Origin of the sequence: Brachyspira aalborgi (genome assembly GCF_008016455.1) — a bacterium.
GTDB lineage: Bacteria > Spirochaetota > Brachyspiria > Brachyspirales > Brachyspiraceae > Brachyspira > Brachyspira aalborgi.
The window spans coordinates 1,231,397-1,246,809 of record NZ_SAXU01000001.1; the positions used below are offsets into that span (position 1 = coordinate 1,231,397).

14 protein-coding genes are annotated in these 15,413 nt (G+C 28.9%); 2 read left to right on the forward strand and 12 right to left on the reverse strand.

What is annotated here, in order from left to right:
- Positions 1-114 precede the first annotated feature (114 nt).
- From EPJ79_RS05540 to mltG, 5 genes are all read right to left on the reverse strand, one after another.
- The gene (locus tag EPJ79_RS05540; RefSeq protein WP_274595995.1) at positions 115-966 is read right to left on the reverse strand and encodes a serine/threonine protein kinase; all 852 of its coding nucleotides are present in this window, start codon (positions 964-966) and stop codon (positions 115-117) included.
- A 373-nt stretch (positions 967-1,339) separates the two neighbouring features.
- Positions 1,340-2,275 carry a carbamate kinase gene (gene arcC, locus EPJ79_RS05545; RefSeq protein WP_147738743.1) on the reverse strand — a complete coding sequence of 312 codons (936 nt, stop codon included), beginning with the start codon at positions 2,273-2,275 and terminating at the stop codon, positions 1,340-1,342.
- A gap of 39 nt (positions 2,276-2,314) precedes the next feature.
- Positions 2,315-3,313 (reverse strand): ornithine carbamoyltransferase, encoded by a 999-nt coding sequence (gene argF, locus EPJ79_RS05550; RefSeq protein WP_147738744.1) that lies wholly within the window; start codon positions 3,311-3,313, stop codon positions 2,315-2,317.
- A 191-nt stretch (positions 3,314-3,504) separates the two neighbouring features.
- Positions 3,505-3,897, reverse strand: a complete 393-nt coding sequence (locus EPJ79_RS05555; protein ID WP_147738745.1) for a GrdX family protein — start codon at positions 3,895-3,897, stop codon at positions 3,505-3,507.
- Positions 3,898-3,954: 57 nt separating this feature from the next.
- Positions 3,955-4,980 (reverse strand): endolytic transglycosylase MltG, encoded by a 1,026-nt coding sequence (gene mltG, locus EPJ79_RS05560; protein WP_147738746.1) that lies wholly within the window; start codon positions 4,978-4,980, stop codon positions 3,955-3,957.
- Positions 4,981-5,156: 176 nt separating this feature from the next.
- Here mltG and EPJ79_RS05565 point away from each other — a divergent pair, with 176 nt between their 5' ends.
- Positions 5,157-7,379, forward strand: a complete 2,223-nt coding sequence (locus tag EPJ79_RS05565; protein WP_147738747.1) for a lytic transglycosylase domain-containing protein — start codon at positions 5,157-5,159, stop codon at positions 7,377-7,379.
- 181 nt (positions 7,380-7,560) lie between these two features.
- Positions 7,561-8,406, forward strand: a complete 846-nt coding sequence (locus tag EPJ79_RS05570) for an Rpn family recombination-promoting nuclease/putative transposase (RefSeq protein ID WP_147738748.1) — start codon at positions 7,561-7,563, stop codon at positions 8,404-8,406.
- A 442-nt stretch (positions 8,407-8,848) separates the two neighbouring features.
- Here EPJ79_RS05570 and EPJ79_RS05575 read toward each other — a convergent pair whose 3' ends face one another.
- The 7 genes from EPJ79_RS05575 to EPJ79_RS05605 all read right to left on the reverse strand — a co-directional run bounded on the left by EPJ79_RS05575 (position 8,849) and on the right by EPJ79_RS05605 (position 15,250).
- Entirely contained in the window at positions 8,849-10,027 is a 1,179-nt protein-coding gene (locus tag EPJ79_RS05575) for a cell surface protein (RefSeq protein ID WP_147738749.1), read from the reverse strand.
- A 14-nt stretch (positions 10,028-10,041) separates the two neighbouring features.
- Positions 10,042-10,332, reverse strand: a complete 291-nt coding sequence (locus tag EPJ79_RS05580; RefSeq protein ID WP_147736508.1) for a hypothetical protein — start codon at positions 10,330-10,332, stop codon at positions 10,042-10,044.
- 755 nt (positions 10,333-11,087) lie between these two features.
- On the reverse strand, positions 11,088-11,741 hold the full coding sequence (locus EPJ79_RS05585; RefSeq protein ID WP_147738750.1) for an endonuclease III domain-containing protein: 654 nt from the start codon (positions 11,739-11,741) through the stop codon (positions 11,088-11,090).
- A 9-nt stretch (positions 11,742-11,750) separates the two neighbouring features.
- Positions 11,751-12,701, reverse strand: coding sequence for an RsiV family protein (locus EPJ79_RS05590; protein ID WP_244289074.1), 951 nt, complete (start codon positions 12,699-12,701; stop codon positions 11,751-11,753).
- 168 nt (positions 12,702-12,869) lie between these two features.
- Positions 12,870-13,628: a triose-phosphate isomerase gene (gene tpiA, locus EPJ79_RS05595; RefSeq protein WP_147738752.1), complete on the reverse strand. Its 759-nt coding sequence runs from the start codon at positions 13,626-13,628 to the stop codon at positions 12,870-12,872.
- A 20-nt stretch (positions 13,629-13,648) separates the two neighbouring features.
- A complete protein-coding gene (locus tag EPJ79_RS05600) occupies positions 13,649-14,206 on the reverse strand; it encodes an isochorismatase family protein (protein WP_147738753.1) in 558 nt (185 codons plus the stop codon).
- Positions 14,207-14,323: 117 nt separating this feature from the next.
- Positions 14,324-15,250, reverse strand: a complete 927-nt coding sequence (locus EPJ79_RS05605; RefSeq protein WP_147738754.1) for a flagellar filament outer layer protein FlaA — start codon at positions 15,248-15,250, stop codon at positions 14,324-14,326.
- Positions 15,251-15,413 lie beyond the last annotated feature (163 nt).

The following is a 15,413-nucleotide window of genomic DNA, read 5'->3' on the forward strand; positions in this document are numbered from 1 at the left end:
AGATAAAACAATCCATTGTCCAAGAACCTGTCATATTTTACTCCTTAATAATAAATTAAAATTAAGGGAGATTAGAAGATTAATAATCCAATCTCCCTCCGATAAAATTTTATTTTACCATTTTTTTGTTTCCCACTTTTTATAAGTAACAAGAGTAGGGTCGTCTACTTGTTTAGGGAAATAATCTTCACATTTTCCTTCTCGATATACATCGGCAGTAGCACAATGCAATCCGCCTCCAAATGGATAAGCGTCACGGAATGGAACAGGTATAACATTCATTCCTAATTTATCCATCTGTTCTAATTGATGAGTTTCGCTGGCTTCTACCAAAACAGTTTTATGGTCTAATACCAAACAGTTCATAGAAAGCCATACGCTTGAATAACACAATGGAGGAGGTTCCTTATGAGCAGGCATAGCTGCATCCACTATTTCCCAACCATTAGCTTCAAATATTTTCCTCTGTTCTTTAGGCAATTTTCTTGAAGGATTATTGATAATCAAACCAGGTCTCAAAGGAACAAATGTTGCATCAATATGAATAGGATAAGGGTCTCCTGGAAAGTTAACCGCATGAATCCTATGGTCTGGATATTGTCGCCTTAACCATTCCATAGCTTTTCTGTTAGTAGTTAAACCATGCTGACAGAATAAATCTTTGCCGAGCCTCATAACATCGGCAGCGTCAAAAAGTATCTCATGTTCAGTGGTTACCATATGCAATTTAGCTGTTCTTTCAAGAAGAATTTCTTCCGTAATATTTCCGTCATAATAATGCATATCATAACTTGCATCGCCTAATTCTGGACGAGGTGCGGAAATCCATTTGAATTCTGGGTCATCGTCAAAATATTGTCTTAATACTTTAGAATACGCCAAATATTCAAAGAATCTTGACCTGAAAGACATGGCTGCAGATACTATTTCGCTACCTATTGTTAACAATACATCGCGAGGGGGCATACAACCAAACATACTTCCCGTCATAAAATGAGGCGTTACAACAGCCTGATTCCATTGTATAGGTTCAGGTCTGTCAACTTTTACCCCATGTTGTTCTAATATTTTGCAGAGATTATCTAATTGGGCATTAGCTTTCTCCACAGTGTCCAAAGGTCTAGGTCCTGTCATACCGCGCATAGGACTATCCAAAGGTACTTTAGCTTTTGAAGCAGGTTCAGAAGGGGCGATACAGCAATTGTCCGCTCTACCAACTATAACATGCTTTAGAGGATCAAAATCGTTCCAAGAATTTACTATTTTCATTCTGGCTCTCCTTAATTAATTAATTATATTTTAAATAATTGATAACAATTATTTAATGCTAATTTAAATTTTACCGTTTAATAATTACAGTTCCAGTCTTTCCAGCTATACCATCGGCAGCTTTTTCCAACGATGTTATTAAGGCTTTTCGTCCTGGCTTAGACTCTGCAAACATCATAGCGGCTTTAACTTTAGGCAACATAGAACCTGGCGCAAAATGTCCATCTTCTATGTATTTTTTAGCATCATCTATACTCATAGATGATAACCATTTTTCATCGCTTTTACCAAAATTAATAGCAACTTTTTCAACAGCGGTTAATATAATCAAATAATCAGCATTCAATATTTCGGCTATTTTAGCGGATGCAAAATCTTTATCTATAACCGCTGGAATACCTATTAATTTATCGCCATCGGAGTATACGGGGATACCGCCTCCGCCTACGGTAATAACTATAGTTCCGTTATTTATCAATGTTTGAACTACATTCTTTTCAACTACATCAACAGGTAAAGGAGAAGCTATAACTCTTCTATAGCCTCTTCCTGCATCTTCTTTAAATATATCTCCAGTTTTTTTAGATAATTCTTCAGCTTCTTCTTTAGAATAAAATGAACCTATAGGCTTTGTAGGATTTTCAAAAGCCTTATCGCTTTTATCCACTATAACTTGCGTGATTATCGTAACCACATCTTTATTTATTTTTCTTACTTTTAATTCTTCTCTAATAGCATTTTGCAGATGATATCCTATATAACCTTGGCTCATAGAACCGCATTCTGGAAAAGGCATATCGGGTATATTAGAAGAATTTTTAGATGCGTTATCAAACGCTAAATTTATCATACCTACTTGAGGTCCGTTTCCATGCGCTATTATTATGGTATGTCCTTCTTGAATCAAATCTACTATAGGTTTAGCGGTATACGATACAGCTTGAAGTTGTTCTTTCGGATTATTGCCTAACGCATTACCGCCCAACGCCACTACTATTTTTCCCATTTTTAATATTCTCCATTTTTTATTTTTATAATATATTAATTACATTTTACCAATAGTAGCCACTATAACCGCTTTAATAGTATGCATTCTATTCTCCGCTTCGTCAAATACTCTTGAATATTTGCTTAAAAATACTTCGTCCGTTACTTCCATTTCTTTAAGTCCAAATTTTTCATTAATATCAACCGCCGTAGTAGTATTTAAATCATGAAATGAAGGCAGACAATGTAAGAAAATAACATTAGGATTATTTGTCTTTTTTATCATTTCCATATTTACTTGATAAGGCTTAAGTAATTTTATACGCTCTTCAAATTTGGATTCTTCTCCCATTGAAACCCAAACATCCGTATAAATAACATCGGCATTTTTTACATCGTCTATATTTTCGCTAAAGTTAATAGAAGCTCCCGTTTCTTTTGCAACCTCTTTCATTTCTTTAACTAGCGAATCCGAAGGAAATAATTCTTTAGGAGCGATACTCCAAAATTCCATACCCATTTTAGCCGCTCCAATCATAAGAGAGTTTCCCATATTATTTCTTGCATCTCCAACATACACAAATTTAACTTTATTAAAAGGTTTTGCAACATATTCTTTTACGGTTAAAAAGTCAGCCAATATTTGAGTAGGATGATATAAATCGGTTAGTCCATTCCATACGGGAACTCCCGAATATTTAGCCAAAGCTTCGACCGTTTCTTGCTTGAATCCTCTAAATTCTATTCCGTCATAAAATCTTCCCAAAACTTTAGCCGTATCTTCAATAGATTCTTTTTTACCCATTTGACTATCGTTTGAACCTAAAAAAGTTACGCAACCGCCTTCGTCCATTGCAGCGACTTCAAAAGCGCATCTCGTTCTTGTGGATGTTTTTTCAAATAGAAGAACGATATTTTTTCCTTCTAATAAATTGCCTTTTATTCCCGCTCTTTTTTTAGCTTTTAAGTCGGATGCTAAATTAAGCAAATAGTGAATTTCATCAGGCGTAAAATGTTTTAATGTTAAAAAATTTCTTCCTTTTAAGTTTACAGGCATTTTTAATCTCCTTAATTTTTATTTATATATTTATTAATAAAAAGCCATTATTATGACTTAATATTTTCCACACTAACTACATTCATTATGCATATATTATAGTCAATAAGAATTAAATTGTCAATAGATAACAATAAAAATTTTAAAAACTAATATTACCCCCCCCCCCCCCCCCGAACAATAAACAACTTTTAAGGAATATTTTTATTAAAACATGAAGAAATTAACGACAAATCAACAGTTTTAAAATCGTTTTTTATAGCTTCAGTCCAATTGGTAAGCGCTCTATTTTTTAAAAATTTATTATAATTATCAATCGCATTTTCTATCATTAAAATGTCATCAAGATTTGCTTCATTATTTTTTATTAAAAGAATCGATTTATAAGGAGTTTGATTCGACTTTAAACTACCGCTCATAGGATGCGTTAAAAGTTTATATCCTGAATGCAATAAATCTCTTGTCTTAATAAGAACATTATACATACTTTCCGAATCTATAAATTCTATATTATAATTTTCTTTATATTTTATAAACACTTTGCTATTATTTGTTACAATTAGTGTGTTTTTTCTATTTAACAATTTTATTTCCTAAAAAATTTATTCTATTTATAACTTTTATTTTTTAATAAAAAATTATTATCTCTTATTAAAAATATATTTATCAATATTATTAACATGCTCTTTATAAGTTGTAGAAAAAGCATGTTTTCCCGTTCCATCCGCTACAAAAAATAAATAATCTGTATCGGCTGGATTAAGCGCCGCTTCTATAGATTTTACTCCGCTCGAACATATAGGAGCTGGCGGAAGTCCTTTTTTAAGATAAGTATTATAAGGGCTTTGCATTAATCTAATCGCATCCGCTATATCTTTAGATTTTACAGTTTCTATAGCCTCGCCTTTTTGTAAAGTCATAGCATAAATTGTAGTCGGGTCGGCTTGAAGTCTCATATCTATAGAAAGTCTATTATAATAAACCGAAGATATTATTTTTGGGTCGTCTAAAGGTCCCATTTCTTTTTCTATAATCGAAGCCATAGTTAAAACTTCATGCAAACTATAACCTAATTTTTTAGCTCTATTTTCAAAATCTTCTCTTGGAAATTTTTTAAATAAAGAATCTATCATTAAAGTTAATAATACTTTTGGAGGATTTCCTTTTACTATATAATAAGTCGAAGGAAAAATATAACCTTCAACGCTTTTGGCGGGAATATTATATTTTTGCAATATTTCTTTATCATAGCATAATTTTAAGAATTCATTTTTTGTAGTAAAATTTTCTTCTTCCAAATAATTTGCTATTTCGTAAATATTTTTTCCTTCCGCTATGGTTAATTTGCTCATTACTTGCTTTCCGCTATTTATATGTTTCATTATATCAATCATACTCATAGTTCGGTTTAATTCGTAATATCCGCTTAAAAGTTTTCTGTCGTATTTTAAATATTTAGATATTAAAGAAAATAATTTTGCATTTCTGATTAATCCCTGCAATTTAAGTTTATTTGCTATAGAATTTGCGCCTTCGCCTTGTTTAATTTCAAAATATACGATTTCGTTATATTTACTTGTAGGACTTATAATAAATTTAATAAACGCGCTAACTAAAATTATATTTGCTATTATAAGTAAAATTATTAAAATAATCGCTTTCTTCATAAAAAAATTTTCTTATTGATAAATATATTTTATATGTTAAATTAAATTAATATATTTGTCAATTATAAATATTCACAATTAATTATTATTAAACTTTATAATAAATTTTATTTGCAAAAATTAATAAAAAATATTAAAATACATAGTAAATAAAATTATGTTAAGTTGTATAAAAAATGAAAAAAAGAATATTTTTATTAGCTTTGTCTTTTGAACTTATTATAATAATTGCAACTTCGGTTTTAAATGCAAAAAGTATGCCCGAAATTCCCGATATAATTTCAAAAAATAAAATAAATTATAAAACCGCCTTAAAATTGCATAACGATGGAAAATATTTAGACGCTTATAATCAATTTACAAATATAATAAACGGAAATGATGAAGCTTTAATAAGAGATTATGTAATATATTATGGAGCGAAAAGCGCTTTTTATTGCGAAATGTTTGAAGAAGCGATTGATTTATATTCTCTGCTTATGAAAGAACATCCTCGCTCTTCTCTCTATCCTTATGCCGAACAATATAAAGCTTTAGCGGAATTTTACAGAGACGATTATCCCGTGAGTAATTTTTTTAACGGAAAAGCTCAAAAATGGATTAAAGAATTTGTAGGATTAAAAGCTTTACAAAAAACAAATAATAAAAATAAAGAAATAGCGCTTGAACTTATAAATAGATTTTACACTAAAGATGCAATAATTTATTTTAATAATAATTTTCAAAAAGAAGCTTTGAATTTGCCTAATAATATAAAATATAAAATGGCTACAGAATTATACGAAGCGGGATTTAGAAACTCATCGTTAAATTATTTTAATTCTTTAATAAAACAAAATTATAATAAAGCAAATTGTTTGTATTATACGGCTAGAATAAATCAACAGGAAAATAAAAGAGAGGAGGCGGCAAAATTATTTGACATATATCTTGCAAATACAAATAATAAATCTTATAGAAGATTAGGACTTTATTATAGCGCCGATAATTATTATAAATTAAAAAATACAAAAAAATCTATTTCGCTTTATCAAACTTTTTTAAAAGAATATCCGAAAGACGATTATGTTCCGAGAATTTATAATATATTTTTAAATGAAAGTTTAAATGCAAATAATTTGATTTCGGCAAAAAGATATTTAACAAACAGTTTAAAAAAATTTCCAAATAATAGATGGACTGAAACATCTTTAAAAAGTTATTTGAGAAAATCTTTGAGATTAAAAAATAAAACGGAAACATATTACGGATTAAAAATACTTGAAGAGAGACATTCAAAATTAAGAAAAGATTTTATATTATCTTGGAATATATGGATTGCAAACGAATTTAAAGATTTCAATAAAAGAGACGAATATGTTTTGGAAACTCTTTTAACTAGCAAAAATCCTTATTATATTAAAGGTGCTTTAACTTTGGCAAATAAAGATATGCTGCAAAATGTATATTCAAACAACGCTTACAATATGGAAGAAGCTAAAAAATTTTTTGCTAATTCAAATTATTCAAAAACGCTTGAATTTTTAAATAAGATTCAATTTATAGATTATATAGCGACTAAAAGAGAAGATAAACTTGTAAAAGAAGCGAGAGATATTGCAAAAAAAATATTTATGCAAAATAAATTTGTTAAAGATTTTTATTCTAAAAAAACCGAAAACGAAATATTTAACGAGCTTTCTTTACAAACGAGAAAAGAATCAAATAAATCAATTTTGCTTTATTATTACGGAGATAATCAAAACGCTTATAACGAATTTGATAAAATCTATAGCAAAACTCAAACTACCTATCCTTTATTTTATTATGCCCAAAAAATATTTTTAGATTCTGCAAACACAAAAAGATTTATGCAAATATGCAATAATATTGGCAAATATTTTGGCTATCCTTATTCTCAAAATGTCGATTTGCTTCCCGAAGAGTTTAGAAAATATATTTATCCGCGTTACTTTGACGATTTGGTAGTTCCCGAAGCGAAATATTATAAAATAGAGCCTGAATTTATTTATTCTATAATGCGCGAAGAAAGTTTATTTGACTCAAAGGCGCTTTCTTGGGCTGGAGCGCGAGGGTTAATGCAACTTATGCCCGCGACTGCAAGAGCGGAAAATAAAAAAACGAGATATAAATTTAATCCTCTTAATTTATACGATTCTAAACAAAATATATATTTGGGAATTTCGCATTTATCTTGGCTTTTTCAAAGCGAAAACGCGAGCAATTATATTATCGTTGCTGCAAAATATAACGCTGGTTCAAGTAGAGGAAACAGATGGAAAAACGAATATGGAACTAATAATATGTATAGAACGGGAAGATTTATAGATATTGAAGAGACGGAATATTATGTCGAAAAAGTAATGAAAAGCTACGAGTATTATAGTAGGTATTATTAAAAATTTAATTTAGCGAAAAAGTCCAATTTATAATCCATTAACTCTTGCAAATTCAACCCTTCCTCTCAATTATCCTAATCAACCAAATTCTCAATTTATTTCTTTATTTTTTATCGAATTAAGAATAAATATAAATCGTATTCTATTTTGACAAATAAAATTATTCTGCTATAATATATTTATGGAAGAATTTGAATATTTAGAAAAAACTAAAAATGAAATTATTACCATTGATAGTTTAAATAAAAAAAATGACTGCTTTATTCGTTATCTTTTTTCAGACGAAGGAAATGAAAATATTGTTTTAGACTTCATTAACGGAGTAATGATTGATTTAAATTTTCAAACTTTCAATAATGTTGTAATTCTTAACCCGTTTAATCTTACAAAATATTTAGACGGCAAAAAATCAATCGTCGATGTGAAATGCATTACCGAAGACAATCAAACCGTTATAATTGAAATTCAATTGCAAGGAAATCAATATTTTATTCGTAGAAGTCTTTATTATTGGGCGAATAGCTATAGTTCACTTTTAAACAAATCCGAAAATTATACAAAACTTTCGCCCGTGATTAGCATTAATGTTTTAGATTTTGTTTTATTCAATGATATAGACGATTTGCATTCTTGCTATTTATTGAAAGAAATTAAACATAACAAAATATTAACCGACCATTGCATGTTGCATTATATTGAGCTTCCGAAATTTAATTTAAATAATGACAAAGAAAAATTATCAAGTTGGATAAAATTTTTCAAGGGGGAGAATATGTCAAACTTAATAAAAGAAAATAATATTTTTGAAGAAGTTGAGAAGAGATGTCAAAGTTTTATCGATAGCGACCCATTAATAAACGCTTATAGAAAAAAAGAATGGAATGAATATTTTTACAAAGAAGAGTTATCAGAAGCTATAAAAGAAAGAGAATTTTCAATGGCAAAATCAATGAAAAAAGAAAATATAGACATAGAATTAATAAAAAAAATAACGGGCTTAACCATAGACGAAATAAATAAACTTTAATATCGCTTTTAAAACTTTATATTAATTCATTTAATTATAATTTTTCTCTTATTGAAAGTTGTCTTCTGAGATTTTGCAACTTTTTAAACTTTATATAATTCATTTATTATAATCGTAAAAAATAATTTTTAAAAAATATTCAATTAAAATAAAACCTGCAAAAAAATAAAAGCGCCCTCCGTCCGCAACAAACGAAAGACGCCAAAATTATAGGAAATACAAAGGATTTGAGAATAATCCTCTGTATAAGAAAGATGCAATTTAAATTTTTACTTTATTATTAAGTAAATCAAAATTCTTATTCTTTTTTGATAACAAAAATTATTTATTCTTTTTGGTATCAAAAAAATAAAAGAATTTCTTTCTAAAAAGAAAAACTTATAAATAAGGAACTCGCCAATCGACAAGTCCCTTATTATAAATTTATTTACTTTCTAATTAATTAAAGCGCTGGCAAATACCAAGTTATACCCGTAGAGGCTGCAAATTTCACTGGCGGTTGTTTTGTTGCATCTCCGCCGCTTACATCTGCCTCAAAATACCATTCAAGGTTTTTCAAAGGCGTAATGTAGATTTCCGCATAAGCGCCCCAATATAAACTGTAAAGTTCTTTAACTTTGTTGTCTGTTGCGCTTCCTGGTTGAGTAATTTTCAAACCTAATGAAGGCTCAACATATAATGAAACTATATCGCTGTTTGCAGTTAATCCCAAAACTGGAGCTAATGTCAAATCCCACGCGCCTTTTTTCGAACTAGGACCTCCAGCATAAGCAGAAGTTAAAGCGTCAACACCTCCACCACTAGCAGCTGAATAAACACTATTCGCAACTTTTACAGAATCATCAAGAGCGCCAAGCGCCGTAACGCTTGTTTTACTATGTTGTTTTCCTAAAGCGCCATTATAAGCCAATTTAATATAAGGTTGTAAAGCCACTTCTTCAACCATAGAACCGAAATACAATCTAAAGTCAAATCCGAATGATTCCGCGAATGTTTCTTTAAATTTCTCTCCTCCTCCGCTAAATTGAAATCCATAGTTTCCGTATTTAATATACAATCTGATTTGAGGCAAGAAGTCTAAACCTGTATAATATCTAAATTGAGCGTCTAAACTTACTGCCGTTATGCTTCCTTTTACTCCATCAATTTTGTCGGTAAGATTAACAACTTGAATAGGAATAGCCATTCTAAATGCATTGTCCAAAGCGTTTAAAACTAAAACAGGCGTATGAACTACGGCTTCTGTCTTTTTACCGTTATTTTTTGTCCATTTTTGTCCTATAGTTGCATTATAACCAACTCCTACGCTTATTAAAGAAGAAGTATAAGCTAAACCCATAGAAATTGTCGGAGTAAAGTCATAATATAAACCTTGTCCTAAATCGCTAGCATTTGTAGACAACATAGAACCCCAAGCTCCTCTACCATTATTAAAGAATCCGAAAGTTCCTTTAATAGTGTCGTTTCCGAGCGTGAAGCCTAATTGTTGCACTCTTGCTCTGAACTGATTACCGTGAGTAAGGAATTGAATCCAATCTCCCGAATTAACTCCATACATACCAAAAACTGACGCGCTTACTATAGAAAGCAAAGTTATTGTTGTTAGAAAAATCTTTTTCATTTTCTCTCTCCTTTTTAAAATTTTTTTTGATTTTTCGTATTAAATAAAAAATCCTTCCATTTATAACAATTTACAAAATCATTGAGTTTTACAAAATTATTCATTACTTCAAAATTCAAAAAAGAATTCAAATAATTAAAAGAAAATTCTTTTGAATAATTCAAATAAAAATTATTAAAAGAAGAATTAAAATAAATTTTTTCAAATGAATAGTTCAAAGAAAAAACTTTTAATAAAGAATTCTTTAATAAATAATTTGTAATGATATAATCCGTAAAATCTACAACGATTATGTAAAAAGTCATAAATAAACGACTTATTATTTCAAAATTAAATAATGAATATAAATAAAATTTTATATTCTGTATTAAGGGAATATAATTCCCGTTGCTAAATAAAGTAAATTTTAAAAAATTGCCCAAGCCATAGTTATTGAGCTTTAAATTCCGATTGTTAATGTTTTTTTATTTCCTTTTTTTACAAAAAAAGGAATAGTTTTTTGGTTCTTTTTTGCTATCAAAAAAGAACAAATAATTTTGCGTGCTTTTGTAAAAAGAATAAATTATATTTAAAAATGCAAAGAATAAATTTATCTCATGTTGACGGTTGACGGTTGACGGTTGACGGTTGACGGTTGACGGTTGACGGTTGACGGTAACCCAAACTATAAGATAAATATTTTACTATCATAACTCTATCAATAAAATTAATATTTAATTAAATTATACAACATTTAAAAAATTAGTCAATAACAATTTAAATATTTTTTAACTAACTTTTAATTTATACAATAAGTTTAAAAATTAGTCAATAGTTTATTTTAAATTTTTTTTCAATATTGATTAATTTAATTTAACAATATTTTATAATATTTAAAAATTTTTATCAACAAAATAATTTAAATATTTTTAATTTAATTAATTGACTATTATAATTATATAACATTTTTAAGGATATGTCAAGCGGTTTTAATAAAAAATTTCGTTTTCCCACAAGGACAAAAACAAGCAAATATAAAATTTATATTCTTTTTTGTTATAACATTAAAATAATAAAAGAATTAATTTTTATTCTTAAAATAATCGCAATATTTTGAAACGCTACATTGATTACATAAAGGATTTATAGGCTTACATAAATTCTGCCCGTATATTACTAAAGTGTCGTTATAAACTCGCCAATATTTTTTTGGAAGTTTTTTTCTTAAGGCAAATTCTGTTTGTTCGGGCTTTTTAGTCGAAACATATCCGAATCTATTCGATATTCTATGCACATGAGTATCAACGCAAATTCCATATTTATCAAACGCTTCTGTGATAACCAAATTTGCAACCTTTCTGCCAACTCCTCGAAGTTTCAAAAGTTCGTCTATTTCGTCAGGCACTTTTCCGTTATAATCGTCTATAATAGTTTGAGATACTTCTAAAATATTTTTTGCCTTAACTCTATAAAAACCTACGGGATAAATTAATTTTGCTATTTCTTCTTCGCTTAATTTTAACATATCTTTAGGATTTCCCGCTTTTTCAAATAATCTCATAGAAGCGTCTCTTGTAGTAGAATCTTTAGTTCTTAAAGAAAGCATTGTAGATATTAAAATTTTATAAGCGTCTCTATTTGTCACTAATTTAATTTCTGTCACTACAGGCATTGGCATACTTTTAGTAACTTTCAAAAGTTCTTTCATTATTTTATCTATATCTTTATCGTTCATAAAAATAACCTATTCAAATAAATAAAAAAACGGAGAGCTTGATTTTATAAAAGGCTTTAATTCCGAAAAAGTAAATTCAATTTCTATAATGCCTAAAGAATATCCCGCTATTTTATAAACGGGGTAAATAAATTTTATTCCCGTTGGCGTTATATCAAAAGTATCGCTTAATTCTATAGCGTTAAAATCAAAAAAGTCTTTTTCAGAATAATTAATTAATAATTTATTTCTAATTAAATTAATTAAATCCATATCGCTCGGATTAGATATTAATTCCGATAATTTTATTCCTATTCTGTTTCCCGTGCTTATAGAATAAATATAGGCGACTGAAGTGTCTATTCCATGAACTCCGCCGACAAAAGAATAATTATTTATTGCAAAAGATATTATTTTATCGTCCAAATAAGATATTTTAATCTCTCTTTTTACATTAATGTCCGTTTCTAAAGATAAATTATTTTTCCAATTATTATAATCGGCTATAATTTCTTTGCTTAATATATCGGCAATTCCATTTTCATCTAAAGATTTTACTCCGTCAACATCTATAGATATTTTATCCAAAACTTTAGATTTTATTTGATTTTCTATAACTACGGCATCTCTGCTAGAATCAAATTTTCCGCTTCCTTCCAAATCTATTTTTAAAGAAGAGTTAATAATTGTCGCTTTGCTTATAGAAGACGAACTATATCTTGAAAAATTAAAATAATGTTTATTATTAAAGTCTGAAGATATCCAATCGCCCGAAAAAAACATATTTTCCGTGACTTTTCCGTTTAGAGAAGCAATCTTATTATTATTAACAAATTCGTTTATATAAAAAGTATCTCCGTTTATATTTCCGTTAATATCTATAAACTGTTTAATGCTGTCGTAATAATATTTTCCCGTTATTCTGTTTCCTTTAATATAAAGATACATAGTTATAGCCGAACCGCCTATATTTCCTTTCATAAAATAAAATTCTTTTTTTGAAATGCTAGGCGTTTGGCTAAAAACTATATTATAACAAAATAAAAACGCAAACGGTATTATATAAATTATTGTATTTATTCGTCTCATAATGAATCTCAAAATATAATAATCAACTATTATACAATCCTTAAATTATAAATACAATATCTATTTTGCGATATAATTTACTATTCTTGCAAATTTATCTGCAACTAAAGAAGCTCCGCCAACCAAAGCGCCGTCTATATTCGGCATATTGAGTAAATCGTCCGCATTCTTTTCGTTTACGCTTCCGCCGTATAAAATCATTGTGTTATCTGCAATTTTATCGTTATATAGAGATTTTAAAGTTTCTCTTATAGTTTTATGAACATCGTCCGCATCTTGAGGAGTCGCCGTTTTTCCTGTTCCAATCGCCCATACAGGCTCATAAGCTATTACTACTTTAGACGCTTCGCTTTCGCTTAAACCTTGAAAAGCTTTTTTTACTTGTCCGCTTACTATATCGGAGGTGATTCCTTTCTCTCTTTCTTCCAAATGCTCGCCAACGCATAAAACGGGAATAAGATTTTTATCTAAAGCTCTTTTTACTTTTTTATTTATAAGTTCGTCTTTTTCTGTAAATATATCTCTGCACTCCGAATGCCCTATAATAACATATTCACAACCAACCGAAATAAGCATATCGGCTGAAATTTGTCCCGTAAAAGCGCCTTTTTCTTCAAAATATAGATTTTGCGCTCCAAGTTTGATATTAGTTCCTTTAATAGCGTTATTAACATCGCTTAAACAAGTAAATGTCGGCGCTATCATAATATCTCTATCTTTTGCATCTTTAATCATATCTTTTAATTGCGATACTAATTCCAAAGCTTCTTTATTGGTATTATTCATTTTCCAATTTCCAGCTATAAGTTTTCTTCTCATTTTATTAAACCTCTCTTTAATTATTTTACTAAATTGCTTAATTCTTTAAAATTCGGAACTTTAGCGCTTTCTATATGCCAAAATAAAATCATTTCCGCGCTTATTACATTAGCTCCGACTTTTTTCATCTGCTCTAAAGAAATTTCTTTATTTTCTTTAGTTCTCGATGCGCAAGCGTCAGCGATAACAAATACATTATATCCGTTTTTAACTAAATGTAAAACGCTATAATAAACGCATACATGAGTCTCCGCTCCGAATACTATTATATTTTTTTTATTAAGAGAATTAAACTCTTTTACAAAATCTTCGCTTCCAAAAATGCTAAAATATTCTTTAGAAAATAATTTATGATTTTTAGGCAATACTATTCTTGAGTCTGTGTTGCCAAGCCCTTTCGGATACTGTTCCGTTGCCAAAACGGAAATATCGTATATTTCAGACATTTTTAATAAAATATTCGCATTTTTTATTAACTCATCCAAATTATGCATAGCTGGTAATAATCTCTCTTGCAAGTCTATGCATATACATAAAGAATCTTCTTTATTTAATATAGGTTTATTTTCTAATCTCATTATTTACCTCTTTAATTTATTTATATAATTTAATTATTAATTATATCATAAAAAATAAAAAAGGGAAAACAATAATACTTTGCTTTCCCTTTTATTTTCAATTAGTTAACAATCAAATTATTGAGCTTGTTCTTCTTCAGCATTTTGTTGTTGTTGTTGTCCGCCCATTCTTCTTTGTTCCAAATCTCTCAATTCGGTTACTTCGCGAACTCTTGCTGCTTCTATAGCTTGTCTTCTTTCATTTTCGGTTTTTATTAATTGCCATGTGCCTTCATCGTCTATATCTTCTTCAAAGTCTACAACAGCTAAATCATGTTCTACCGTAATGTCTTTAACATAAGCTATAAAGTCTCCGCCTCTCGTATCTTTAGTTCTATAAAAACCTATAGAATCTATTTTTACAGAAGGCATCAATTTAGGATAAAGAGGCTCTCTAACCAATATTCTATCGCGAACATTTGGCAAATATTCTCTATTTTCCCATTTTAATTGTCTCCAACCGCTGAAATAAACATTACCCATAGGATAAGATTTTAATTCGCCTAATTCGTTTTGCAAATTAACAAAATAGCTAATTAAATAATTTCGTCCGTATACCCATGAACTTATTGACCTTATTTCGCCAACATTATGTATAACGCCTTTGCCTTCGGTATATTTTGTTCCTTCAGCTCCGCCATACATTTCAAGCTCATAAGCGGGTTTAACTAACGCGTAGCTATTCCATGCGGCTATAGGAAAATGAACTCTTATACCGAGAACTTTTCCTTCTTCCCAAGTTCCGTTATTACCTTTACTATCCGTATTGGTAACATAGGAATTTCTGCGATTTTCCGTAAGCCTTGCGGAATCGTTCAACCATACAACCCAATTATCGTTATATAGGCTTTGTTGGGCTGTAATCAATTCATTAGTATCGCCTTCTTCGCTTTGTAGATTGTCGGCATTACCTGATATACTAAAATCAATCAGAGTCGAATTCGTCAATCCGTAAGCTGATGCGGCGATAAAAATAGATGCTAATACTGCGAATAACCTTTTCATTTATTGCACTCCTTGTTTTAATTAATAGCATAATATTATTTAATTTTATACACTAGTTTAATAAATTTGTCAAGCGATTAATTAAAAAAAATTCAAATAAATTTAAATAAATTTATATAATTAATGCCTAATTTATATAATTTTCGTTATATTAATCATAAAC